Origin of the sequence: Moraxella sp. K1664 (assembly GCF_039693965.1) — a bacterium.
Classification (GTDB): domain Bacteria; phylum Pseudomonadota; class Gammaproteobacteria; order Pseudomonadales; family Moraxellaceae; genus Moraxella.
Map to the genome: position 1 here is coordinate 1,388,179 of NZ_CP155576.1, position 26,058 is coordinate 1,414,236.

Genomic DNA, 26,058 nt, shown 5'->3' on the forward strand with positions numbered 1-26,058 from the left:
TTATAAAAAATGAAAATTTTTTAAAATGGGTATTGACAGCAGGTAAAACCATCTGTATAATTCGCACCCTGTAACGGCGATGTAGCTCAGCTGGTTAGAGCGTACGACTCATAATCGTAAGGTCAAGAGTTCAAGTCTCTTCATCGCCACCAAATTACTTTAATAACAATTTAAAAAAATTCTTGACTTAGTTTTAAATTGTTATATAATGTAATTTCTGCTGACAAAAAGCACTGTTGAAAATTAAGTTAAAAATTTTTAAAAAACCGCTTGACATCAAAATCCATTGTGATAAAATAGTCAGCCTTGATTGATGATACAGACGATGTATCACAAACTATTTAAAAACATACTAAGAACAACTTGTGTGGATTTTTGCTAATACAAGATAATACAAAAATTATCATTTATCAAGCAAAAATACTCAAAGTTAATTCATTTACACGATGAGCTGATATTTTTAAAATATCAAATATTGCTAGTAAGTACATAACGTACACGATAAATGAGCCAAAAACAAAAAGCCCTAACTTCTAATTAAAATGTTTATCATCTTAATAAGTTAATAGGCAAAAAACAGATTAAACTGAAGAGTTTGATCATGGCTCAGATTGAACGCTGGCGGCAGGCTTAACACATGCAAGTCGAACGATGAAGTCTAGCTTGCTAGACGGATTAGTGGCGAACGGGTGAGTAATGCTTAGGAATCTGCCTATTAGTGGGGGATAACGTAGGGAAACTTACGCTAATACCGCATACGTCTTACGAGAGAAAGGGGGCTTTTAGCTCTCGCTAATAGATGAGCCTAAGTCGGATTAGCTAGTTGGTGGGGTAAAGGCCTACCAAGGCGACGATCTGTAGCTGGTCTGAGAGGATGATCAGCCACACTGGGACTGAGACACGGCCCAGACTCCTACGGGAGGCAGCAGTGGGGAATATTGGACAATGGGCGAAAGCCTGATCCAGCCATGCCGCGTGTGTGAAGAAGGCCTTTTGGTTGTAAAGCACTTTAAGTGGGGAGGAAAAGCTTGTGGTTAATACCCACAAGCCCTGACGTTACCCACAGAATAAGCACCGGCTAACTCTGTGCCAGCAGCCGCGGTAATACAGAGGGTGCAAGCGTTAATCGGAATTACTGGGCGTAAAGCGAGCGTAGGTGGTCATTTAAGTCAGATGTGAAAGCCCCGGGCTTAACCTGGGAACTGCATCTGATACTGGGTGACTAGAGTAGGTGAGAGGGAAGTAGAATTCCAGGTGTAGCGGTGAAATGCGTAGAGATCTGGAGGAATACCGATGGCGAAGGCAGCTTCCTGGCATCATACTGACACTGAGGTTCGAAAGCGTGGGTAGCAAACAGGATTAGATACCCTGGTAGTCCACGCCGTAAACGATGTCTACCAGTCGTTGGGTCTCTTGAAGACTTAGTGACGCAGTTAACGCAATAAGTAGACCGCCTGGGGAGTACGGCCGCAAGGTTAAAACTCAAATGAATTGACGGGGGCCCGCACAAGCGGTGGAGCATGTGGTTTAATTCGATGCAACGCGAAGAACCTTACCTGGTCTTGACATAGTAGGAATCTTGCAGAGATGCGAGAGTGCCTTCGGGAATCTACATACAGGTGCTGCATGGCTGTCGTCAGCTCGTGTCGTGAGATGTTGGGTTAAGTCCCGCAACGAGCGCAACCCTTTTCCTTAGTTACCAGCACTTCGGGTGGGAACTCTAAGGATACTGCCAGTGACAAACTGGAGGAAGGCGGGGACGACGTCAAGTCATCATGGCCCTTACGACCAGGGCTACACACGTGCTACAATGGTTGGTACAAAGGGTTGCTACACAGCGATGTGATGCTAATCTCAAAAAGCCAATCGTAGTCCGGATTGGAGTCTGCAACTCGACTCCATGAAGTCGGAATCGCTAGTAATCGCAGATCAGAATGCTGCGGTGAATACGTTCCCGGGCCTTGTACACACCGCCCGTCACACCATGGGAGTTGATCTCACCAGAAGTGGTTAGCCTAACGCAAGAGGGCGATCACCACGGTGGGGTCGATGACTGGGGTGAAGTCGTAACAAGGTAGCCGTAGGGGAACCTGCGGCTGGATCACCTCCTTAACGAGATTATCTGATTGGCAAGAATTCACAACAAGTTGTTCTTAGTAAAGTAAGTTAAATTGGGTCTATAGCTCAGTTGGTTAGAGCACCGCCTTGATAAGGCGGGGGTCATAAGTTCAAGTCTTATTAGACCCACCATTTATGGGGTTATAGCTCAGTTGGTAGAGCGCCTGCCTTGCACGCAGGAGGTCAGGAGTTCGACTCTCCTTAACTCCACCACTTACAATAAATTAGAACTAAGCAATCAAATTAAACACCAGTAAATTAGATTTCTTACTTCTACTTTATGTAGATAACTTACAATTAACTGATGAAGTTAATTACATTATTTAACAACGTAACTATGAGTCTGGGTTAATTATTTAATTCCAACAAATAATTAACCATTCCGATCATACTCCACATCAAGCATATAAAGTTAAAACTTTTAGTATTGATGATGATCGGATAAAGTAAAGAGAACTGAATCAAGCGTAAACATAGGTGAATCGTTACACATTACCCTTATGACACCAAGACTACTTGGGGTTGTATGGTCAAGTAATGAAGTGCACATGGTGGATGCCTTGGCAGTCAGAGGCGATGAAAGACGTGATAGCCTGCGATAAGCGTCGGTGAGGTGGCAATATCCTGTGACCCGGCGATTTCTGAATGGGGAAACCCAGCCAACATAAGTTGGCTATTACACAGTTTACTGTGTAAGGCAAACCGGGAGAAGTGAAACATCTCAGTATCCCGAGGAAAAGACATCAATTGAGATTCCCCAAGTAGCGGCGAGCGAACGGGGAGGAGCCGATCGAATTTACAGTAGCAAAATGGCGTGGGAAAGCCAACCATAGTAGGTGATAGTCCTGTATGCGAAACTGTTTATGAGACATATTAAGTAGGGCGAGACACGTGAAATCTTGTCTGAAGATGGGGGGGACCATCCTCCAAGGCTAAATACTCCTGACTGACCGATAGTGAACCAGTACCGTGAGGGAAAGGCGAAAAGAACCCCTGTTAGGGGAGTGAAATAGAACCTGAAACCGTGTGCATACAAGCAGTCGGAGCCCGACCACTTAATCGTTTTGAGGATAACAATGAATTTTTACTACGTCTATGTCATACAAAACGTGGATAATCATGATGAGTTTTATGTTGGTTTTACCACCAATTTAAAACAAAGAATTGATGACCATAACAATGGCACAACTTACTCAACCAGAGCAAGAACATGGCGTATTGTTTATTGTGAAGCCTACATTAACGAACAAGTAGCAAGAAAGCGAGAACGAACCATAAAAAATAATGGTCGTATGAGAACTTTCTTGATGAATCGTGTCAAATCACAATTTGACAATCAGAACGATTAAGTGGTCGGGTGACGGCGTACCTTTTGTATAATGGGTCAGCGACTTATATTCTGTAGCAAGGTTAACCGTTTAGGGGAGCCGTAGGGAAACCGAGTCTTAATAGGGCGAATTAGTTGCAGGGTATAGACCCGAAACCGAGTGATCTATCCATGAGCAGGTTGAAAGTGCCGTAACAGGCACCGGAGGACCGAACCCACTGTCGTTGAAAAGCCAGGGGATGACTTGTGGATAGGGGTGAAAGGCTAATCAAACTCGGTGATAGCTGGTTCTCCCCGAAAGCTATTTAGGTAGCGCCTCGGACGAATACCATTGGGGGTAGAGCACTGTTTCGGCTAGGGGGTCATCCCGACTTACCAAACCGATGCAAACTCCGAATACCGATGAGTAATATCCGGGAGACAGACGGCGGGTGCTAACGTCCGTCGTCAAGAGGGAAACAACCCAGACCGCCAGCTAAGGCCCCAAATTCCTAGTTAAGTGGGAAACGATGTGGGAAGGCACAGACAGCTAGGAGGTTGGCTTAGAAGCAGCCACCCTTTAAAGAAAGCGTAATAGCTCACTAGTCGAGTCGGCCTGCGCGGAAGATGTAACGGGGCTCAAACTAGGAGCCGAAGCTGCGGATTTAATTGTTTCAATTAAGTGGTAGGGGAGCGTTGTGTAAGCCTGTGAAGGTGTATCGTAAGGTATGCTGGAGGTATCACAAGAGCGAATGCTGACGTGAGTAACGACAAAACGGGTGAAAAGCCCGTTCGCCGGAAGACCAAGGGTTCCAGTCCAACGTTAATCGGGGCTGGGTGAGTCGACCCCTAAGGCGAGGCCGAAAGGCGTAGTCGATGGGAAATCGGTTAATATTCCGATACTTGTTTATGATGCGATGGAGGGACGGAGAAGGTTATGTCAGCCTGGCGTTGGTTGTCCAGGTGGAAGGATGTAGTTAGGTTTGGTAGGCAAATCCGCCAGACTATTAATGAGATCTGATAGCAAGCCAGTTTACTGGCGAAGTGGCAAATACCCTGCTTCCAGGAAAAGCTTCTAAGCGATAGTCATAAAGAAATCGTACCCGAAACCGACACAGGTGGTCAGGTAGAGAATACCAAGGCGCTTGAGAGAACTCTGCTGAAGGAACTAGGCAAAATGGTACCGTAACTTCGGGAGAAGGTACGCTGCCGATGGTGATGGAACTTGCTTCCTGAGCTGTTGGCAGTCGCAGATACCAGGCTGCTGCAACTGTTTATTAAAAACACAGCACTCTGCAAACACGAAAGTGGACGTATAGGGTGTGATGCCTGCCCGGTGCTGGAAGGTTAATTGATGGGGTTAGCGTAAGCGAAGCTCTTGATCGAAGCCCCAGTAAACGGCGGCCGTAACTATAACGGTCCTAAGGTAGCGAAATTCCTTGTCGGGTAAGTTCCGACCTGCACGAATGGCATAATGATGGCAGCGCTGTCTCCAGCAGAGACTCAGTGAAATCGAAATCGCAGTGAAGATGCTGTGTACCCGCGGCTAGACGGAAAGACCCCGTGAACCTTTACTACAGCTTTACATTGAACTTTGACCTAACTTGTGTAGGATAGGTGGGAGGCTTTGAAGTGGCGACGCCAGTTGCCATGGAGCCAACCTTGAAATACCACCCTGGTTATGTTGGGGTTCTAACTTAGATATAACAGTATCAAGGACAATGTATGGTGGGTAGTTTGACTGGGGCGGTCTCCTCCTAAAGAGTAACGGAGGAGTACGAAGGTGCGCTCAGAACGGTCGGAAATCGTTCAAAGAGTATAAAGGCAAAAGCGCGCTTAACTGCGAGACCCACAAGTCGAGCAGGTACGAAAGTAGGTCTTAGTGATCCGGTGGTTCTGTATGGAAGGGCCATCGCTCAACGGATAAAAGGTACTCTGGGGATAACAGGCTGATACCGCCCAAGAGTTCATATCGACGGCGGTGTTTGGCACCTCGATGTCGGCTCATCTCATCCTGGGGCTGAAGCAGGTCCCAAGGGTATGGCTGTTCGCCATTTAAAGAGGTACGCGAGCTGGGTTTAGAACGTCGTGAGACAGTTCGGTCCCTATCTACCGTGGGCGTTGGAAATTTGAGAGGATCTGCTCCTAGTACGAGAGGACCAGAGTGGACGAACCTCTGGTGTTCCGGTTGTTTCGCCAGAAGCATCGCCGGGTAGCTACGTTCGGATGGGATAACCGCTGAAAGCATCTAAGCGGGAAGCCCACCTCAAGATAAGATTTCCCTAAAGAGCCGTTGTAGACTACGACGTTGATAGGTTGGGTGTGGAAGCACAGCGATGTGTGTAGCTAACCAATACTAATTGCTCGTTTGGCTTGACCATACAACACCCAAGTGGTTTAAAACTACTTCATGTGCTGTATAAGTAAGTTTAAAGATTTTACCTAACAAGCTTGAATCAATCTTGAATAACTTAACTTAAAAAGTTAAAACTTTAAAAAATTAAAATTTAAAGTAAAAACAAAACAACAGACTCATAAACAGCGTTGTTAATCCTTTTACGCTGACGACAATAGCAAGATGGAACCACCTGATCCCTTCCCGAACTCAGAAGTGAAACGTCTTAGCGCCGATGGTAGTGTGGTTCGCCCATGTGAGAGTAGGTCATCGTCAGCACCTTATTTAAAGCCCCCCTACATTGGAAGATGTGGGGGGTTTTGGTTGAGTTGGGGTGGGTTCATAAATGATGATAGATGGATGGGTTTTTATGGAGTTGATGGTTATGGGTGGGCAAAGAGCATTTACGTTGATTGAATTGATGGTGGTGGTTATTGTGATGGGTGTGATTTGTATGATTGCTTATCCTAGTGTGATGCGGGCTTTACGGGGAATGGAAGCAAACAATGTTGCATCTGTCATTACCGATGCATTAAAAGAAGCCCGCAGTCAAAGTCACATCACCAAGCAAAATATCATCATGTGTCCTGCTGATGAATCAAATCGCTGTCATAGACAGGCAGGGGTAAAGATTATCGTGTTTAGGGATTTAGATGGTAATGCTCGCCTTGATGATGGTGAGCTGATTAAAGAGTATGATCTTAACTTAAAGCATGGCAGAATTGACATGAGAGTGTCGGCATCCAGACATCATGTTAAATACTTTGGTGCCAGTGCCAGTCCACGTGGGCATTTTGGGCACATTAAATATTGTTCGGTGTCTGATGAGTTGTCTTATAGAATTGTGCTAACGCACACGGGGGTGGTTAGAAGGCGTGTTGATGATGTGGGGTGTTAGGGGGTGTCAAAGATGAGCTGACAGTCTTGGTGGTACATTTGGGTTGCCTATGCTAGATACCGCCGTCCCATAAGCAAGCACTTCCACGCCACCGCCATCTACCGCCGACGTTTCGATCCTTATGCCGTAGACTTGATTATAACCATGCTCATAAGCCTGCCGTTTCATACGTACAATCGCTTCACGTCTGCCACGATCTAACAGACTTTCATAGACGGTTAGGTTTTTGCCAAATAGGCTTAAAAAATCTGCAAACACAAGTTTGAACCTATCTTGGGCGATAGAAACGCTTCCCATGACAAGCATGCCATCCGCTTGAACGGTTGGTGCAAAAAAGCGTTCACTTGAAATAATGATGTGTCCAAGCAAACGCTCATCATTATCAAGGGTGGCTAAGTGCTTGCGTTCATTGGCTGTGCCAAAATACCAGCCGACCCCAAACAAAATAATGGCGATGACTATTTGTGGGTTGTTCAAGATTAGCTTGATGATGTCCATGATTCTTACTCAAAAGAGATGGGGCTAACAAAAGCGGTAGGTGAGCTTGGTCTGTCTGACTTGGTGTTTTTTACTGCCTTGACGGCGGTACCATATACAAAAATCTCAGATGCACCCACCGCTACATTAGATGTGGAAAAACGTACGCCTACAACGGCATTCGCTCCCATGGCACGGGCTTTGTCTATCATGCGTTCCAAGGCTTCTTGGCGAGCTTCTTCTAGGAGCTCGGTGTAGGCGACTAATTCTCCGCCCACGATATTTTTGAGTCCCGCCAAAAAGTCCTTACCGACGTGCTTGGTGCGGACGGTGCTGCCATAGACCACGTCTAGGCGTTCGGTGATGGTGTGGTTGGGTAGGTGTTCTAGGTTTGACAGTTGCATGATATTTTCCGTTATTTTTAAAAATAGATAATGTGAGCATAAGTATAACAAATTTACAAGAATTGGTGTGATTTTTATTGAAAAATAAATGGTTTTGCGTTAAAATGACTTTTTTATTTTGTATTTTATCTCCCACTTAGGTTGGCTAATAAATGACTTTGTGGTGTATCATGTCAAAGTTGGTTGATGATGATATGGCTACAATCGGCTCATTTTATCCTTTGATATGTTGGATAGAATGTTAAACATGCCTTTTTGTTGGTGCTTAGGTTAATTGGATTTTTTATCATGCGTAAAGACATTCACCCAGAATACCGCGAAGTATTGTTCCACGACACCAATGCGGACGTTTATTTTTTAACTCGCTCTACTGTGGCGACCAAAACCACTCGTGAATACGAAGGTGCCCAGTACCCATATTTCCCACTTGATATTTCAAGTGCATCTCACCCATTCTACACCGGTGAGCAACGTCAAGCATCTAACGAAGGTCGTGTGGCAAGTTTCAACAAGCGTTTCGGTGCATTTGCCAACCGTGGCAAAAAATAATAGATTTTACACGCTTATCTATGCCATTAAAATACCCCAAATCTCTGGTTTGGGGTATTTTCTAAATGTATAAATTGTGTTAAAAAGGACGGACATACCCTATTTTTTAAAATAAACCCTTGACATGAGTTAAAGGAATTTTTATGCTTCACAGCACAGCACAGCACAGCACAGCACAGCACAGCACAGCACAGCACAGCACAGCACAGCACAGCACAGCACAGCACAGCACAGCACAGCACAGCACAGCACAGCACAGCACAGCACAGCACAGCACAGCACAGCACAGCACAGCACAGCACAGCACAGCACAGCACAGCACAGCACAGCACAGCACAGCACAGCACAGCACTAGTTTAGTACGCTCGTCAGCCCTACAAACGATTGGGGTTGATGTTGTGAGTGATTTACATCAAGAAAAAAGATTCTATTATGAACAGCAAGAATACCAAGAAAAAGCCGTCGCTAATATCGTGGGGATTTTTGATGATTTTCATAAAAGTGGCGACATAGTCAGCACGTTATCTACGCATTACACCAACAATAACTACCAATTTCCCATCAATGGCGACAGTAAAAATATCGATGTCATGATGGAAACTGGCACAGGCAAAACCTTTACCTTTATCAAGGCGATTTTTGAGCTAACTAAGCATTTTGGCTACAAAAAATTCATCATCTTAACTCCCACCGTACCCATTCGTGAAGGCACTAAAACCAATCTTGAAGACACCAAAGACTACTTTAAAGGTCTGTATAATGACGCTCACGGCAAGGAAATTAACGTCTTTGTCTATGAAAGTAGCAATGTCTCTGCCATCAATGATTTCATCAAATCTGGGGATTTGTCTGCCCTAGTCATGACGCCCAGCTCGTTTGACAAAGGTGGCAACATTCTTAATCGACCTTTGGAAAAAGACCTTTATACGCCCGATTTGTTTGTTGCTCATCAGGGCGTGCCAAAATCCTACCTAGAATGCCTAAAACGACTCAATCCGATTGTCATCATGGATGAACCACACCGTTTTGAAGGCAATGCATTTAAGAAATATTTTGAAGGTTTTGATAATTTTTTCTTGCGTTTTGGGGCGACTTTTCCAAAAAAAGCGGACAGCCTGCAACTGTCCAACGTGGCGTATGTGCTAGACAGCTTAACTGCGTTTCAGCAAAGTTTGGTCAAAAAGATAGTGGTCTACACCCAAGATGTCATCGAAAATACAGATACGCTGATTGGCACAGACCCCAAAGCCAAAAAGGCGATGGTCAATCGCCTTGAAAATGGCATGTTGATGAAGCAGACATTGGGTATTGGTGGGCTGTTCAACGGCAAATCCATCAAAAAAATCAACAAAGATGTGGTGGTTTTGGTGGATGGCACGCTAGAAAAGGTGGACTATGCCATCTCTGATGACTCCCTACGAGTCATGATACGTGACACCATCAAACTGCATTTTGACAAAGAACAGGCTTTGTTTGATAAAGGAATTAAAACGCTCAGTTTGTTTTTTATGGAAAATGACATTGGCTTGTTTCGTGGCGATTCACCAAAAATCAAAATCATGTTTGAAGAAGAATACCTAAAAATCCGCCAAGAGATTTTGACAAAACTTGATAAAGACAGTGCCTATTGCCAATATCTGCAAAAAGATTTTGACAAAGATGGGGAGCTGCAGGTTCATAAAGGTTATTTCTCAGGCGATAAAGGCAGTAGCGTCGATGAAAAAATCAAGGCTGGCGTGAATGAGATTTTAAAAGACAAAAAGCGGTTGTTGTCCTTTGAGAGCTCAACCCGCTTTATTTTTTCTATTTGGGCATTGCAAGAAGGTTGGGATAACCCAAACATCTTTACCATCTGCAAACTGTCCAATCAGGGCAGTGAAAACTCAAAATTACAACAAATAGGGCGTGGGCTACGCATTGCGGTCAATCAAGATTTGCAACGCCAAACACTCGCCTTTTTGGATAATGACCAAGAATTATTTTGGCAAATCAACAACTTAGATGTGGTGGTTTCCAGCAAAGAGCAGGGTTTTGTGGAGAGCATCCAAAAAGAGATTTTGGAAAATTCGTTTTTGTTGGCAAAGCGATTTACCGAGCAGGAGATTAGACAACGCCTTGTGGATGGCGGAGTTGATGAAAAAACCGCCAGAAGCATTTTTAAAGCCTTGGAAAAAAATGACTTGATTGTCTTTGAAGATACAGAAGATGGCTTGGATGTTTATGAGCTCTCTGATGATTTTGATGAGCAACTAAAAACACTGGCACTGCCTGCCGACCACAAACAAATGATTGCCAAGCTGTTTTCAAACGACATCAAAGAATATGTAAAAAACGCCAATAAGAATAACAAAGGCAAAGACAAAGTCATCATCAAACCCACTCATCTTAGGGCGTTTGAAGAGCTTTGGCATGCCATTTATAAAAACACCAATTTTTTGCTCGAAAAGATGAGTAAAGCAGAAGAGACTCAGCTTATTGACAACATTAAAGCTCAGATTGAGAGTTTGGACATCAGTCGGGTCATGCTAGAAACCACACGTTCTGAGCTACATGTTGAAAAAATGCAGTCCAATCAGGCGGTTAGCAAAAGCATCGTTGATGGTTCTGTCTATGTCAGCAAGGTGGATTATCTGTTGTTGGTTCGTCAGCTTGCCGTGGACAGCAAAACGCCCTTGTCTTTTGTGGTGCGGATATTTAATGTGTTAAGTCTTGAATTTAAACAAAAAATACTTGTCAATAACCCAAAACAAGCCCAAAAAGAAATGGCAGATATCATCAAGCAGAATTTGATGGGCTTATTAAAAACCAAAATCAGCTATGGCATGATACAGCATACGGTAAAAGCCAACGTGTTTAAAACCGATGATAAGGCGACCTATCTAGATATCGGCAGTACGGGCAAATTTCAAAAGCCCATGCCCCAAGATTTTTCGCTAAAAGCCAAATGGGTGTTTGAAAACGTGATTGAATATGACAGTGACTTTGAGTTGGAGATTATTGAGCAAGACCCTGATATTAGTGAAATTGAGATTTTTGCAAAACTGCCACGCCTAAAAATCAAAACGCCACTGGGTGAATACAATCCTGATTTTTGTTATGCCATCAAAGGTAAAAATGGCAATCAAGTCTTTTTGGTGGTGGAGAGTAAAGGTTATGAAAAATCTACCAACATACCGCCTGATGAAAAAACAAAAATTGACATCGCCAAAAAATATTTTGATGCACTCAATGAGTATTATCAAAAACAAGGCAAAGACGACATAAAAATCGTCTTTAAAGAACGCATCAACAAAACCCAACTATCTGCACTGATTAATACTGATTAATACTGATTAATACTAGGAGACAACAATGAAACAAGATTTTTTAGACGCTGGTTTTACCGTGATTGACGGTGGTTGTGCCAACCATCCATTGCTTGATTATCTAAAAGAGCATTATCCAATGGTGATTTGTGATAATGAATTAGATTTGATGCAGTTAAAGACCCTTTTGGGTTTGCCGATTGATGATAAAATCAATGGCTATGGGCTAAATTTTATTGGTCGTAACTTTGCCCGTGCCAAATACCAACAAGAAACGGATAAAGAGTTGGTGTTAAATACAGCGATGAGCAAAGATATTGATACAACAAAAAACCTTGTATTAAAAGGGGATAATTTAGACAGTTTAAAGATTTTAAAGCATTATTACAAAGGGAAAATCAAGTGTATTTATATTGACCCGCCATATAATACCAATGGCGATGAGTTTATTTATCCTGACAAATTTGATAAAGAAGAAACCGAAGTGTTGGGTTTGGCGAATTTGTCAGAAGATGATTTTGCTCGGTTGGATTTTAGTTTTAAGACCAAAAAAAGCCACAATGGCTGGTTATCATTCATGTACCCCCGCTTGCTATTGGCGCAGGAGTTATTAAGCGATGATGGGGTGATTTTTATTAGCATTGATGACAATGAACAGGCAAATTTAAAGCTGTTGTGTGATGATGTATTTGGGGAAGAGAATTTTCTTAGCAGTATTTCATTGAAAATGAAAAATGTTGCAGGTGCTTCGGGTGGTGGAGAAGATAAAAAGCTAAAAAAGAATATTGAATATTTATTAATTTATGTTAAAAATTATGAAAAATTTTCATCATTCAAACCTGCTTATAAATTGTTTGAAATAGGAAATTTAGTACAGCTTTATAAATTAGAGAATAAAAGTTGGAAATACACCAGTGTGATTGTAGATTATGGTACAAAAGAATACATAACATCCACATTAGATGGGTCGGGTGATGAAATAAGGATTTTTTTACGAAATAATTATGAAATTTTATCTGTATCGGAGTTGGCAAAAAGAGATAATATTGATGAAAGTGAAGTTTATATAAAGTATGCAAAAAGGATATTTCAGACTGCTATGCCACAAAGCTCAATAAGACCAAGAGTGATAGAAGCATTAAAAGGGATGGAGTTCGATACAGATTTATTTTCAATTGAGTACATTCCAAAAACTGGGAGAAATAAAGGTAAGGTGTACGAACAATTTTACAAAGGCGATAAATTTAGGTTGTTTTCATGGTTGCATGATGTATCCGAAGAAATCAATGGAAAGTTGTATAAAAAAGAAATGGAAGGTACTTTTTGGGATTTGACATCAAACATGAATAATTTATCAAAAGAAGGGAGTGTGCCTTTTGACAATGGCAAAAAGCCCATTTTTCTAATTAAAAGACAACTTGAAATGATGGATGATAAAAATGCAATAATCCTAGACTTTTTTGCAGGTTCGGGTACAACAGGTCATGCGGTCATACAATTAAATGCAGAAGATGGCGGTCATCGTAAATTTATACTTTGCCAAATAGATGAGCCAATAGACCCCATCAAAAAGAAAGATGAGTATAAATTCTGCTTGGACAATAATTTACCGCCTGTAATTTCAAGTATTACCATAGAACGCCTAAATCGTGCAGGAGAGAGCATTAAAGCTGATATTGAACAACATAATGCCAAAAAAGATGTGGTAGAAAGTGATAAAAAACAGTTGCCTGATATTGGGTATAAGGTTTTTGATACCACACCTGCCCCGATATTGACGCTGGATGAAGAGAATTTTCAAATTGCTTTTCCCAAAGAGCATACCAATGCGATAAGCCGTATTTATCACATGATATTTAAAGTGGGTGTTGATGAGCCAACACAGGTGCCGATTGCCATCATTGATGAGTGTATGTACAAACTTGGCAGTAATTACTACATTACCGACAGTCACAAAGTGAGTGAAGATGTGCTATTAGATGCTTTAAAAGATGGCAGGGTTTATATCGATGGCTGGACGGCTAGCCTTGATGTTAGTTTGCAGAGCCAAAAAGATAAAGTGCAGATTGTTTTTTGACAAAACTGCTGGGTGGGTTTGCCCCAAAAGTGCAAGCTGTTTGTCATAACCACACCCCAAAAGTTGGTTGTGCTACTTTTGGGGTATGGTTTATTGGTAGATGATGTGGCTTACGCCCCTGAAATGCTGGTGTGAGCCAAGACGTCATCGACGTTGGTGTTATTGATGATGATGTGCAAATCAGCGGTTCTGATGTGGACGTCATTGCCGATATGACGGGTGGCTTGGCTAAGCTCATGTGTGTCGGCAAAAACATTGTCAAAGACAACTTTGTCATGGTCGCCAATATAGCTGTTAAAGTCACGAATGATGTTCAAGCCAGCACTTTCTTGGTTGAACGCAAAAGTGTCATCGCCAATACCGCCAAACAGCATGTTATTGCCTTTGCCACCATACAGATAGTCGTTGCCTTCACCGCCATATAGATGATCATTGCCATCATTGCCAAACAGACGGTCATCGCCTGCCCCGCCATGCAACAGACCATTGACACCGTTTAGTGCGTATAGAACGTCATTACCTTCTCTGGCGAAGATGATGTCGCCTGTCAAGACATCGTCTGATTCACTGCCTTCAAGGTGGTCTTGATAGTCGATGTCTGTATTGCGACTTTTGATGAGATAGCGGTTGGAGATGAGACCTTCTGAGCTGATGTCATAAGGGCGAATCTGAGTGTAGGACTCATTGTCAAAGCCGATTTTTTCAACATTTTCAAGGTGTTTGATGCCCGTACCGTCTTTGGCGTTCATGAATACTGTGCCATCAGACAGTCGGTAGGCGTGCCAATCTTGACTTTTGTCTTGTAAGATAACAGTATCAACGCCTGCACCGCCATCCACGCGGTCTGTTCCTTGTGCCAGTACGATGCGGTCATTGCCGTCTTTGGCATCGATATAGTCGCCTTGGTTGCTACTTTGGATAAGGTTGTTGTGGTTTGAGCCGATGATAAAGCTACCAACTTTGTCCGCCTGATGGCTTTTGTCCTTGACCCACATGCTAAGACGTTCGACGGCATTTAGCTGATCGATGATGACACGGCTGTCTTTGTGAGTGAGTTCATAAAAAGATGAGTTGGTGATACGCTCCAAAGTATCTTGACCTAATGCACCTGTGTGTGCTGCCCAGCCTTGGGCGGTGTTGATGAGCGACATGACAAAGGGGTTATTGACATCCCATAATGCCGAAGCATACGCCCCTGTCACCAATACCACGTTGTCAATACTGCTGTCAAAATCCTTGTCTATGTTGGACAATACAGGACCGCCACCAGCGATGGCATCAGCAACATTGATGTGAGAGCCTGTGATGCGATAGACGGCATCATTTTCATAGCCCATATTCAAAATGACATCAGGATTGTCATAGATGACGGGGCTGGCATGACCGATGTATACCGCATCGTTAAAAAATCCATCAGCCAATGATTCACGATGTTTTGCCATGATGTTGGTGTAGCCACCACCCAAGCTATAACCTGTGACCAGTACATCTTCGCCCGATAGGTCGTGGGCGGTGGCGTAGTCTTTGATGGCTTGTAAAAGCGGTTGCATGTTGGGGGCAATCTTGCCTTCGTTAAGATGAAAATAATCCGCCACATCGAGCAAATCATTGGTGCCAGCCCAGCTGATGCCAAGACGAGTGGGCTTGCCAGCATCATCAAATTCGCCAACCAACAGAACCTGCGGCCCTGAGCCATTAATCGGGCGGTTGCCGGTGATGGTGCTGGCAAAAGTGTAGTAGCCATAGATATCCACGGCACTGTTTGGCAGATTGAGCTCGGCTGGGGTGAGTGAACGCCAGCCATCGGGCAGGGTTAGGGCGGCATTGATGTCTTTTAGTCCTTCAGGCACGAGTTTGGCGAAACTGGCGACATTGGCATGCTGAGCCAGCTTACTGGTGGTGTGCATGAGTTCGGCGGATTGGTCACTGTCAAAATGACGAAAGTCAAACATTCCCATGATAAATTCCCTGTTTGATTGGTGGATGAAAGTTAATCGCATTCTCAATATAACCAAAAAGATACAAAATAACAAGCGAAAAAAGACGTAATTTTGGATTTTGGCGATGAAAGTGTGTATCAGCGATTTATCATGGGTAAAATGCTGTCAATTTCACTCATAATGGGCTGTGGGTTGAGTGGGGATGGGCTGATGGGCTAGTTTTAACTTTTTAAAAATAAAATGCCTGTGATATAAATGAGTCATAAAAATACAGATTAGTAAAAATCCCTTATCAAGCGATAAGGGATTTTTGGGTTTAGCGTGGTTGATTGGTGGGTTTTTTAGTATTTTGTTGTTTGATGTCTTGCTTTTTGGCCGTTTGCTTTTTTATGCCTTGTTTTTTGGCTGTTTGTTTTTTGGCTGTTTGTTTTTTGGCGGACGGTTTCTTTTGGGTTTGTTCGGTTTTGGGTTTTTTGGGTGATTGAGTGGGCTGTGCCATGGCAGTCATGGTAAAGGCGGATAGGGTAAGGGCGGTTAGCAGTTGTTTGATGTTCATAAAAATTCTCAAAAAAAAATAAAATGTTAAAGTAAAAGTTAAGTCATGCTGTCTTAACTGGGTATATTACACCACAAAATTATCAATCAAAAATTGCAAATCAAACAGTTTTTTAGATGATTGATAAGCAAAGAACAGATGTTCTGTATTAGTCATTGCTAAAAGTTTGGTAATATTTCTGATAAATAACCAAATCGCATGATTGTAAGGTTTCAGTAATAATGATTTGCATTACTCTTTTGGCATGTCTATCCACACTTGCACGCTGTTAGGGTTATAGAGCTTGCCTGCCATGCGTTGTAGGTTGGCAAGCGTGATGTGCGCATCTAGGTGTTTGACTTGGTCAAGATACGCCAAATCATCGCCTTGTTTGTCGCTTAATGCCAGACGGTTTAGCCATGTATAAGGGTCGTTTTGGCGGGATTTTTCTTGACTTTTAAAGGTGCTTTTGGCTTTGTTAATGTCGTCTGTCGTGATGAGCGTGGGCAAATCTGCCAGCACCTGTTTGGCATGAGTTATCATCTCGTCCGCCTTGTCGGGACTGGTGGTAAATTTGAGATGACTTTCAATGCGGTGGGTGTTGGGGTTTAGCGTGCTGTCAAAACTTAGCCGATAAATGCCTAATTTTTCATCACGCAAGGTCAGTTTGAGCTTGTCGCTGGCGATGTTTTTGAGTAGGTTTACCGTCATGGCATCCACGCCTTGCCATGTGTGGGGCGTGGTCATCCAAAGCTGTACGTCCGCTCGTGGCTCACTGTGGTGGGCGAATTTGACCGTATCCGATGTGGCAAGGGGTGTGGCGATATGACGAAATGCCGTCAAGGGCGGATTGGGATTGGCAAATAAGGCGATAAATTGCCCGATGTCGGTAGGTTTAGCGTTACTCACGACATAAAAAGTCGTGGGCGTGCGGGTCATTCGCTCCCATGTGTGATTAAGCATATTTTTGTCTAGCTTGTGCAAGTCATCAAGGCTTGGCAAGTGGTTTGGTAGTTGTCTTAATTTGCCAATCTCATCTAATCTGTGGCGTTCGGCTTGTTTAACGCCTATCGGGGCAAGCTCGCTCATTAGGGCGGTTTTGGTGTCATCAAGCCCGTCCTTAATGGTGGTATGGTACAGTTGGGCGTGGTAGAGACTGATAAGATTGTTTAAATTGGTATTATCACTGCTCATCTCAATGATAAGCTCATGCGTGGTCTGTTTGGCGGACAGATTTAGGCGGTGCGTTTTTTTAAAATTATCCCAAGCGGTTTTGTCAAAATGATAAGGCGTATTTTGAAAAATCAGCCCTGTGGCAAGTTGCGACTGCCACGCACTCAGCCCGTCTGCCTGTGTGCCTGCCGTGCTTACCGCCCGAATGTAGGTTTTGTCTTTGGCACTGGGGTGGGTGAGCCAGAGTACCCTATCGCCTGTGGAAAGCGTGTAGGTATGAGTGTTGCCGTGCCGTGCGGTGTGCGTGATGTGGGCGGTGGTGATGACATGGCGGTTTTGTTGGAGCGTGTGCAACTTGGGCATTTGGTGGATAAACTGCATCACGAAGAAAACTGGACGCAAAAACTCTCGCTTGGCGAACAGCAACGCCTTGCCATGGCTCGGGTGCTACTACATCGCCCTAGCGTGGTGTTTTTGGATGAAGCGACCGCCAGTATGGATGAAGGGTTAGAAAATGCCATGTATGGACTGCTCATGAGCCTGCCAAATACCACACTTATCAGTGTGGGACATCGCTCAACCTTGCTCAAATACCACGATACCAAACTAGAAGTGATGGGCGATGGAGCATGGCAAGTGACAAAAATCTAAACCTAACAAGGGGCTTGCTGACTTGCCTGCCCAACCATCTGCCAGTCATAAGCCTTTGGCAAATCAAAAAATCATCCCCAAGCCCTTGACATTCGGGCAAAGAGCGGTTATTATGGGTGGCTGATTTATCCTTTCATATTTTTACCGCCCTTGTCAGTCCTTGACTTTTTTCTTGGCGGTGTTCATTGTATTTTCACTTCTACACATCTTATCTAGATCATCTCATGAATTTGACCGAACTAAAACGCAAGCCTGTCAGCGAGTTGCTATACATTGCTGAGCAAATGGGGCTTGAAAACATGGCTCGTAGCCGTAAACAAGACATCATTTTTGCCGTCCTAAAAACCCATGCCAAAAACGGCGAGCCGATTTATGGTGATGGCGTTTTAGAGATTTTGCCAGATGGTTTTGGCTTTTTACGGTCATCGGAAGGGTCATATTTGGCAGGGCCTGATGACATTTATGTCAGCCCAAGCCAAATCCGCCGTTTCAATCTACAAACAGGCGACTCCATCGCAGGGCAAATTAGACCGCCCAAAGATGGCGAGCGGTATTTTGCTCTATTAAAGGTCAGTGAGATTAACTTTGACACACCCGACCGCTCACGCCACAAACTCATCTTTGAGAACTTAACACCACTTTTCCCGACCCAGCAGTTGCGCCTAGAAGTGGGCAACGGCACGACCGAAGACTTGACAGGGCGTGTGATTGACCTCATTGCTCCCATTGGTAAGGGTCAGCGTTCTATCATCGTCGCCCCGCCCAAGGCAGGTAAGACGGTGCTACTACAAAACATCGCCCAAGCCATCTCAAAAAACCATCCCGAATGCTATCTCATCGTTCTACTCATTGATGAACGTCCCGAAGAAGTGACTGAAATGCAACGCACGGTGCGTGGCGAAGTAGTGGCATCGACCTTTGATGAACCACCTGCTCGCCACATCCAAGTGGCGGAGATGGTCATCGAAAAAGCCAAACGCCTTGTTGAACACAAACAAGATGTGGTTATCCTGTTAGACTCCATCACACGTCTTGCCCGTGCCTACAACACAGTCATTCCGTCAAGCGGTAAGGTGCTGACAGGGGGGGTGGATGCCAATGCGTTGGAGCGTCCAAAACGCTTTTTTGGGGCGGCTCGTAATGTTGAAGAAGGTGGCAGTTTGACCATTATCTCTACCGCCCTGACTGACACAGGCTCGAAGATGGATAGCGTGATTTTTGAAGAATTTAAAGGCACGGGTAACCAAGAGATTACCTTAGAGCGAGAACTTGCTGAACGCCGTATCTTCCCTGCCATTAACATCAAAAAATCATCCACTCGTCGTGAAGAACGTCTGATTGATGATGAAATGCTAAGAAAAGTGTGGGTTTTGCGTAAACTTTTGCAGCCCATGGATGACTATCAGGCGACCGAGTTTTTGCTTGACCGCCTAAAAGATGCCAAAACCAACGATGAGTTTTTTAATAACATGACCAAATAACACTCATTTATTATAAATATTAATAAATAAATGGGTGTTGGTAAGTTGCCATTATGACAGCGTGGTTAAAATTTTATCAGCAGTTGGCTTGCCAATTATTTTATTCGCCATATTTGTAAACGGTATTTTGAACATACCTTTTAATTTTATGGATGATTGATAGAAATTTACAATGCTAAGCCATTTTAGTGATAATGCCCAAGATGATGATCAGGTGATGGATTGGAGAAATATTTTGTTACATATTAATCCCATTTATTACTAAAAATCATTTGTTATTATCTACTAATGTTTATATAATAGTACGAGCAATATAGGGGTAACACTTTATTGTCTTTTTTTGTCATTTGAATTTATGATGATGGTTTAGATAATAAAATGCCATCCAACATCTATTGAATACCTATAATGAGAATGAGACAGCCTATCCTATATGGTTCTATATAGTTAGGCAGTCAAAAGCATCCACTTAATTTGGAGAATATAGCATGAAAAAATTAATCCTAGCCACTTTGGTTGGTTCATTGGCACTAACTGCCTGTTCAAAACCAGCGGAAGAAGCAACCGATGCTGCTGTTGCTGCCCAAGAAGCTGCAAATGAGGCACAAGTTGCTGCCGCTGCTGCTCCTGCTGATGCTACCGCACAACAGGCCGCTGATGTTGCACAAGCCGCTGCTGATACGGCTTCTAATGCTGCTGCTGAGGCACAAATTGCAGGTGATGGCACTGTTGCAAAACAAGCTGAGGCTACTGCTGAAAATGCACAAGATGCCGCCGAAGCTGCTGCTGATGCTGCCAATGCTGCCGCTGATGGCACTGTTGTTACAACTGTTCCTGTGCAAACAACCACTAATAACTAATCAAGATGTATTGCACAATATTATTGTGCAACCTTGTTTATTTGTCAAAAAGAGCCAGTTTTGGCTCTTTTTTATTCATCATTTGGTATGACTTGATTTGGTATGACTTGTAAAACCTAAAATTTACCTTATATTTACCTTATAAAACCATCAGTTAAGTACCTAAGTTTTTTATGAATCATGCTCATGCTGACCGTCTTATACAATTATTAAAAAATATTCCCAACCTACCAGGGGTTTATAAAATGCTTGGCAAGTCGGGTGAAATTTTGTACATTGGTAAAGCCAAATCTCTAAAAAATAGGGTTAATAGCTATTTTGCCAAGACTGTTGAACATCCAAAAACAGTGGCTTTGGTTGCTCGTATTTGTGATATTGAAATCATCATCACACGAGGTGAATCTGAGGCTCTACTCCTTGAACAAAATCTCATCAAACAGCACCGTCCACCTTATAACATTATCCTAAGGGACGACAAATCCTATCTGTATCTGTTCATCTCAAAGGACAAATTCCCACGCCTTGCGGTGGGACGGGGCAAGGGCAATCATGCCGAGGGTCGCTATTTTGGGCCTTATCCGTCCGCCACGAGTGCCAAAGAAGCGGTGCTACTTTTGCAAAAGCTCTTTATGCTAAGAAACTGTACCAATACGGTATTTGCCACCGCCAAACGCCCCTGCCTAGAACACCAAATCAAACGCTGTACCGCCCCGTGCGTGGGGCTGATTAGCCAGACTGATTATGATGATAATGTGGGGCAAGCGTTAGATTTTTTGAATGGTAAAACAGGCGAACTGCAAGCCATGCTCGCCCAAAAAATGCACGAATCTGCCGAGAATATGTACTTTGAGCAAGCCGTATTTTACCGAGACCGCCTTGCCATGCTCTCTGACATTACCGCCCGTCAAGCGGTGTATCGGGTGGGTGATGACAGCAGTGCCGATGTGTTTGCCATTGCCGACAAAAACGGGCTGACGGTCGTCCATGTGCTGACCGTGCGTGGTGGTAAGGTGCTGGGCGGTAAGAATTATTTTCCTGATGATGTGGGGGTGTTTGATACGCCTGCTGAGCGATTGGAGCGGTTTTTGTTGTCGTTTTATTTGGACGTGAGCGATGATTTGCCCAAAGAGATTATCATCAATGAGATGATAGATGACAAAGACACGGTCGCCGAACTTTTACATGATGAATTTGGCAAAAAATGCCTGATAAAAGACAAGGTACAAAAGCACCGCCGAGAGTGGCAGGAGCTGGCGATTTTGAATGCTCATAATGCCTTGACCGCCAAGTTGTCGGATTTTAATGAATTAAATGAGCGGTTTGTCGCCATGCAACAGGTGCTAGGAGCGGTGTCGGATAGGGCGATTAACCGCATTGAGTGCTTTGACATCAGTCATACCATGGGCGAGCTGGCGGTGGGGTCGTGCGTGGTGTTTGACAGTCGTGGGGCAAGAAAGCGGGATTATCGCCAGTACGCCATTCATGACGTGGTCGGGGGCGATGACTATGGGGCGATGAGACAGGTGCTGACAAGGCGGTATGCCAAACACCCCTTGCCTGATTTGCTATTGATAGACGGCGGTAAGGGGCAGTTAAACATTGCCAAAGACGTCTTAACCGAGCTTGGTAAATTGGACGAGACATTGCTCGTCAGCGTGGCAAAGGGCGAGGGGCGAAAGGCAGGGCTTGAAGTGCTACACTTTTTGGAGCATGAGCCGATAGATTTACCAATGAATTCTAAGGCGCTGCACCTTATCATGCACATACGAGACGAAGCTCACCGCTTTGCCATTACCGCTCACCGCAAAAAACGAGACAAGGCTCGTGGGGCAAGCGTGCTGGAAGTCATCCCCAACCTGGGGGCAAAACGCAGGCGAGACCTGTTGGCTCATTTTGGTGGTATTCAGCAACTCCTTGGTGCATCTGAAAGTGAGATTGCTCATGTTAAGGGCATTGGTAAGGTGTTGGCAGGGACGATTTATAAATCACTACATGGCTAAGAGAGGGTCTTTTGAATAATAAAATAAGGGTAAATTCAATTACCCTTATTTTTGTTTATTTGGACATAATTTTATCAATAATAATTAATAATACCCAAGCACTTTCCACCAAATCAGTCCGATGCCAATCCATACCACAAGATTGACCACACTCATGACCGCTCCAACTTTCCACCACTGTCCAAGCGAGACATAGCCTGCCCCAAAGATGACAGGAGCTGTGCCTGTGGCGTAGTGTGTGAGTGACATCATCAGACTGCTAGATGCTGCCAAAATCAAGGCATAGAGCATGGGCGGTGCCCCAAGAGCAAGTCCAACACCATAAAACGCCCCGAACATGGCTGTAATGTGAGCGGTTGTGCTGGCAAAAAAGTAATGAGCATACAGATATACAAGTGTTAAAATCACCACGGCCCCAACCCAGCCTACTCCCATGCCCCCAATGACAGTCTCAATCTGCCCTGAGAACCATGCGATAAGTCCCAGTTTATTCAGATATGTTGCCATCATAATCAGCACACCAAACCACACGAGTGTGTCCCAAGCGGATTTTTCTTTTAAAACATCATCCCATGTGAGTACACCCGTCAAAATCACCACTGACAAGCCCAAAAATGCCACGGCTGTTGCATTCACCGCCCACACATCGCCAAACAGCATGGCAGGTATGTTCGCCCACAGTAGGAGCATGCCACCAAATACACCAAGCATGATTTTCTCATCACGGCTTACTTTCCCAAGCTCAGCGAGTTTTTGGCTGGTAAATTCTTTGACATTGGGCGTTTTGGTAATCTCAGGTTTGGCAATGATATAGATGACAAGGGGCATAAGCAGGATACATGCAAGTCCAGGCAGTAGCATGGCGAGTGCCCATGTTGTCCACGACAGATGAATATTGTTGTCTGTGGCCTTAGCAACCAGTTCCACCACCAAAGGGTTTGGGGCGGTAGCGGTAATGAACATGGCGGAGGTGATGGGGTTGGATTGGTAGTTGACAAGTGACAAATATTCACCCATCTTTTTGGTTGTGCCATCATCAGGCTTTGAGCCAAAACTTTGGGCAATAGAACGAGTGATGGGATAGATAATCGCCCCACCCCGAGCGGTGTTGGACGGGGTAATGGGGGCAAGTAAGGTCTCAGCGATTGCCAATGAGTAGCCAATACCGAGCGTCTTTTTGCCAAAAAAGCCGATGACACTATAAGCAATCCTAGCTCCAAGTCCTGTTTTGACCAGCCCTCGTGAGATGATGACCGCTACGGCAATGAGCCAAATAAGCGGACTTGAAAAGCTGGATAACGCATCTTTCATCGCATCTTTGGGCGTGTCGGCGGTTACGCCTGTCAGGGCGACAAGGGTAATGGCGATGATGGAAATCGCCCCAATCGGTAACACTTTGCCAATGATGGCAACAATCGTCCCGACAAACAACGCAAGCAGATGCCATGCGTTCGGCTCAACGCCTTGTGGCACAGGAATACCAAACCAAATGATGAGAGTAACAAGCACGGCAATGACCGCAGGAATGGGCTTAAATGGCATACGTTCACCTTTTTATTATCATAAGATGTTAAAAATAAAACCTTGCCAATTTCCCTATCGGGTAAAATATCCTTATAAATTTTAAGGATTTAAAATGAAATAAAAAAATCATCATCTAATATTGATAAAATACAACAAATGCCAAACTTTTATCATTACTTATCAGCATGATTTCTTTATTTGATTATAACAGAATTGTTGGTATGAACCCATAAAATATGTGGGGTTATTTAAGGATTGTTTTGATAAATTCATCAGATAAAATGATAAAAATACCCCAAAAGTGGTAGAATTGCTCAATTTATGGCTAATTTTTCATGAATATATCAGTAAAATAGACTTCTTTCCAAACCCTGATTTTTATGGATTTTTAAAAACTTCAACCCCAATACTTATAAGGGTTTATTTTTAGTTTGGAAAGAGATTTAATCTATTATTTGGGGGTGATAATAAAACAGAAGTTGTGGTATGGGATACTGTGTTGTGATAAATGTTTTTTCCAAATTTAAAAACATCTTTTCCAAAAATCATTATTCTTTTATCAATTTTAAAATTTTATAATAATCCTACTTTCCAATTTTAGAGTATGTATTATGAAATCATCAATCAAATCCCTTGCCCTAGCATTAGCCCTAACCTTGCCCTTTGCCAGCGGTGTCGCCCACGCCAAAACACCAGCACAGCCTGCAAAAACGGCAGTTCAATCCAAATCCGTCATTACCCATATCCGCACCCAAGACGGCTTAAAATTGCACTTGCAAAAAGATATACCACACGCCAAACCCAAAGCCATTGTGGTGATTTCGCACGGCTTGGCGAGCCATTCGGGCGTGTTTGGCGATTTTGCCAAAACGATGAATGCAGACGGCATTGGCGTGTACCGCTTTGACCACCGTGGACACGGCAAATCGGATGGGCGAGACAGTATTCATATCAACAGCTATTTTGAAATGGTGGAAGATTTGCGTCTGGTCGTGCAAAAAGCCAAAGCCGAATACCCAAACACGCCCGTTTTTGTACTCGGACACAGCATGGGCGGACACATCTCGGCACTGTACGGCACCAAATACCCTGATGACGTAAACGGCTTTATCTTGGCGGCAGGCGTGCTTCGTTATCATCAGATGAATTTTGGCTATTTGCCACGCCCAGAGCCAAAAGACAGTTTTGTGAGCGGGGCGGTTTCTTTAACCACGCTCAATATCCCATTTGAAGGTGCTGGCTTGTCGCTTGACAATGACCCATTGATGCTTGAAAAATTCTCGGTCTCTTTCCCCAACAGCTTTAAAGAAGGGCTTGAATACCTAAAAGACCACGGTCGTCAATTTACCGCCCCTGTGATGCTGATTAGCGGTAATAAAGATGTGTTTGTCTCACCACAAGATGCCATTGATTTTTATAATGAAACTAAATCAGGCGATAAAAGTTTGGTGCTGTACCCCAATTTTGGGCATTTACTCATGCTTGAAAAAGGCGGACAAAAAATCAATGATGATGTGGCAGAATGGATTGGCGAGCGTGTGAGATAAGGGCAGAAATGATGAATATTGCGGTCATTGGTATCGGGCAAATTGGCGGTACAATCGCCCAAAAACTTGCTCAGGCAGGGTATAATGTCTCTGTCGCCAACTCAAAAGGCGTGGACGGTGTACGTGATTTTGCCGACAAAATTGGGGCAAAGGCGTGCGATTTGGACACGGTGGGCGTGGGGGCTGATGTACTGATTTTGTCCCTGCCAACGCCTGCTATTGCCGATTTGCCAAAATCGCTGTGGCAAGGTTTATCGCCTGATTGCGTGGTGGTGGACACCGCCAATTATTACCCTGAATTTCGGGATAAGCCGATTGATGAGATTGATAATGGCATGGCGGAGAGCGTGTGGGTGAGTTCTGTCGTGGGGCGAGATGTGGTCAAGGCCTTTAATATGCTACTTGCCCATTCGCTTGCCAATCTGGGTAAAAATCCTGATAGAAAAGACCGCCTGACCATGTGGGTGGCGAGCAATGATGAGCCTGCCAAAGGGCGGGTTATGACGCTGGTGGAGCAATGCGGATTTGCACCGCTTGACGGTGGCGATTTGGCAGGTTCGTGGCGACAACAGCCCAATTCGGCAGGGTATTGCTGTGATTATACCGCCCATGAATTACGCCAAAGCCGTGCCAATTCGACCCAAACGCCCACCAGCGTCCGCCAAAACCGTGCCTATGCCATCGCCGAGTTACCCAACATGACAGAGGGCGACTTTTCGCATGAGAATGTGATTCGGGCGAATCGGATTTTGAATGTTTAATTTGGTTGGGGTAGAGACGCCGTTTGAGTTTTCAAGCGGTGTTTTTTATTGAAATTT

General features: G+C 44.0%; 16 protein-coding genes, 3 tRNA genes and 3 rRNA genes. 16 read left to right on the forward strand and 6 right to left on the reverse strand.

The annotated features are described in order from the left end of the window. The first annotated feature begins 75 nt into the window (after positions 1 to 75). From AAHK14_RS07130 to AAHK14_RS07160, 7 genes are all read left to right on the forward strand, one after another. Positions 76 to 152 (forward strand) — tRNA-Met (locus AAHK14_RS07130). A gap of 431 nt (positions 153 to 583) precedes the next feature. After that, a 16S ribosomal RNA gene (locus tag AAHK14_RS07135) occupies positions 584 to 2,112 on the forward strand. 61 nt (positions 2,113 to 2,173) lie between these two features. Next, a tRNA-Ile gene (locus AAHK14_RS07140) sits at positions 2,174 to 2,250 on the forward strand. Between the two features lie 5 nt (positions 2,251 to 2,255). Further along, positions 2,256 to 2,331: transfer RNA gene (locus AAHK14_RS07145), tRNA-Ala, on the forward strand. Positions 2,332 to 2,646: 315 nt separating this feature from the next. Then, positions 2,647 to 5,805, forward strand: a 23S ribosomal RNA gene (locus tag AAHK14_RS07150). Positions 5,806 to 5,984: 179 nt separating this feature from the next. Continuing rightward, positions 5,985 to 6,098: ribosomal RNA gene (gene rrf / locus AAHK14_RS07155) — 5S ribosomal RNA — on the forward strand. Together the 16S, 23S and 5S rRNA genes with 3 tRNA genes alongside form the textbook arrangement of a ribosomal RNA operon. 91 nt (positions 6,099 to 6,189) lie before the next feature. After that, on the forward strand, positions 6,190 to 6,717 hold the full coding sequence (locus tag AAHK14_RS07160; RefSeq protein ID WP_281133761.1) for a GspH/FimT family protein: 528 nt from the start codon (positions 6,190 to 6,192) through the stop codon (positions 6,715 to 6,717). Between the two features lie 6 nt (positions 6,718 to 6,723). Here the strand turns inward: AAHK14_RS07160 and AAHK14_RS07165 are convergent, their stop codons facing one another. Then, positions 6,724 to 7,215 carry a heavy metal-binding domain-containing protein gene (locus AAHK14_RS07165; protein ID WP_065256883.1) on the reverse strand — a complete coding sequence of 164 codons (492 nt, stop codon included), beginning with the start codon at positions 7,213 to 7,215 and terminating at the stop codon, positions 6,724 to 6,726. A 5-nt stretch (positions 7,216 to 7,220) separates the two neighbouring features. Beyond that, the gene (locus AAHK14_RS07170) at positions 7,221 to 7,598 is read right to left on the reverse strand and encodes a YbjQ family protein (protein WP_065256884.1); all 378 of its coding nucleotides are present in this window, start codon (positions 7,596 to 7,598) and stop codon (positions 7,221 to 7,223) included. A gap of 288 nt (positions 7,599 to 7,886) precedes the next feature. Here AAHK14_RS07170 and AAHK14_RS07175 point away from each other — a divergent pair, with 288 nt between their 5' ends. From AAHK14_RS07175 to AAHK14_RS07185, 3 genes are all read left to right on the forward strand, one after another. Next, positions 7,887 to 8,147: a type B 50S ribosomal protein L31 gene (locus AAHK14_RS07175; RefSeq protein WP_029103198.1), complete on the forward strand. Its 261-nt coding sequence runs from the start codon at positions 7,887 to 7,889 to the stop codon at positions 8,145 to 8,147. Between the two features lie 143 nt (positions 8,148 to 8,290). Then, positions 8,291 to 11,473 (forward strand): DEAD/DEAH box helicase family protein, encoded by a 3,183-nt coding sequence (locus AAHK14_RS07180; RefSeq protein WP_346818190.1) that lies wholly within the window; start codon positions 8,291 to 8,293, stop codon positions 11,471 to 11,473. A gap of 25 nt (positions 11,474 to 11,498) precedes the next feature. Next, on the forward strand, positions 11,499 to 13,529 hold the full coding sequence (locus AAHK14_RS07185) for a site-specific DNA-methyltransferase (protein ID WP_065256886.1): 2,031 nt from the start codon (positions 11,499 to 11,501) through the stop codon (positions 13,527 to 13,529). A 110-nt stretch (positions 13,530 to 13,639) separates the two neighbouring features. Here AAHK14_RS07185 and AAHK14_RS07190 read toward each other — a convergent pair whose 3' ends face one another. The 3 genes from AAHK14_RS07190 to AAHK14_RS07200 form a co-directional block, all read right to left on the reverse strand. Beyond that, positions 13,640 to 15,487 (reverse strand): calcium-binding protein, encoded by a 1,848-nt coding sequence (locus tag AAHK14_RS07190; RefSeq protein ID WP_065256887.1) that lies wholly within the window; start codon positions 15,485 to 15,487, stop codon positions 13,640 to 13,642. Between the two features lie 298 nt (positions 15,488 to 15,785). Next, positions 15,786 to 16,025: a hypothetical protein gene (locus AAHK14_RS07195; protein WP_065256888.1), complete on the reverse strand. Its 240-nt coding sequence runs from the start codon at positions 16,023 to 16,025 to the stop codon at positions 15,786 to 15,788. A gap of 231 nt (positions 16,026 to 16,256) precedes the next feature. Then, positions 16,257 to 17,540, reverse strand: coding sequence for a hypothetical protein (locus AAHK14_RS07200; protein WP_065256889.1), 1,284 nt, complete (start codon positions 17,538 to 17,540; stop codon positions 16,257 to 16,259). Between AAHK14_RS07200 and AAHK14_RS07205 the strand changes: the two genes are divergently transcribed. The 4 genes from AAHK14_RS07205 (at position 17,505) to uvrC (ending at position 22,169) form a co-directional block, all read left to right on the forward strand. Beyond that, positions 17,505 to 17,828 (forward strand): ATP-binding cassette domain-containing protein, encoded by a 324-nt coding sequence (locus AAHK14_RS07205; protein WP_197035919.1) that lies wholly within the window; start codon positions 17,505 to 17,507, stop codon positions 17,826 to 17,828. The two genes, AAHK14_RS07200 and AAHK14_RS07205, sit on opposite strands and share 36 nt — an antisense overlap. Positions 17,829 to 18,052: 224 nt before the next feature. Beyond that, complete coding sequence (gene rho / locus AAHK14_RS07210) at positions 18,053 to 19,309, forward strand: transcription termination factor Rho (protein ID WP_065256891.1); 1,257 nt, start codon at positions 18,053 to 18,055, stop codon at positions 19,307 to 19,309. 488 nt (positions 19,310 to 19,797) lie between these two features. After that, positions 19,798 to 20,169, forward strand: coding sequence for a hypothetical protein (locus AAHK14_RS07215; protein WP_065256892.1), 372 nt, complete (start codon positions 19,798 to 19,800; stop codon positions 20,167 to 20,169). A gap of 173 nt (positions 20,170 to 20,342) precedes the next feature. Beyond that, on the forward strand, positions 20,343 to 22,169 hold the full coding sequence (uvrC, locus tag AAHK14_RS07220) for an excinuclease ABC subunit UvrC (protein WP_065256893.1): 1,827 nt from the start codon (positions 20,343 to 20,345) through the stop codon (positions 22,167 to 22,169). A gap of 84 nt (positions 22,170 to 22,253) precedes the next feature. Here the strand turns inward: uvrC and AAHK14_RS07225 are convergent, their stop codons facing one another. Beyond that, positions 22,254 to 23,711 (reverse strand): anion permease, encoded by a 1,458-nt coding sequence (locus AAHK14_RS07225; protein ID WP_065256382.1) that lies wholly within the window; start codon positions 23,709 to 23,711, stop codon positions 22,254 to 22,256. A gap of 593 nt (positions 23,712 to 24,304) precedes the next feature. Here AAHK14_RS07225 and AAHK14_RS07230 point away from each other — a divergent pair. Then, complete coding sequence (locus AAHK14_RS07230) at positions 24,305 to 25,240, forward strand: alpha/beta hydrolase (protein ID WP_065256383.1); 936 nt, start codon at positions 24,305 to 24,307, stop codon at positions 25,238 to 25,240. 8 nt (positions 25,241 to 25,248) lie between these two features. Next, the gene (locus AAHK14_RS07235; RefSeq protein WP_083108399.1) at positions 25,249 to 26,001 is read left to right on the forward strand and encodes an NAD(P)-binding domain-containing protein; all 753 of its coding nucleotides are present in this window, start codon (positions 25,249 to 25,251) and stop codon (positions 25,999 to 26,001) included. Positions 26,002 to 26,058 lie beyond the last annotated feature (57 nt).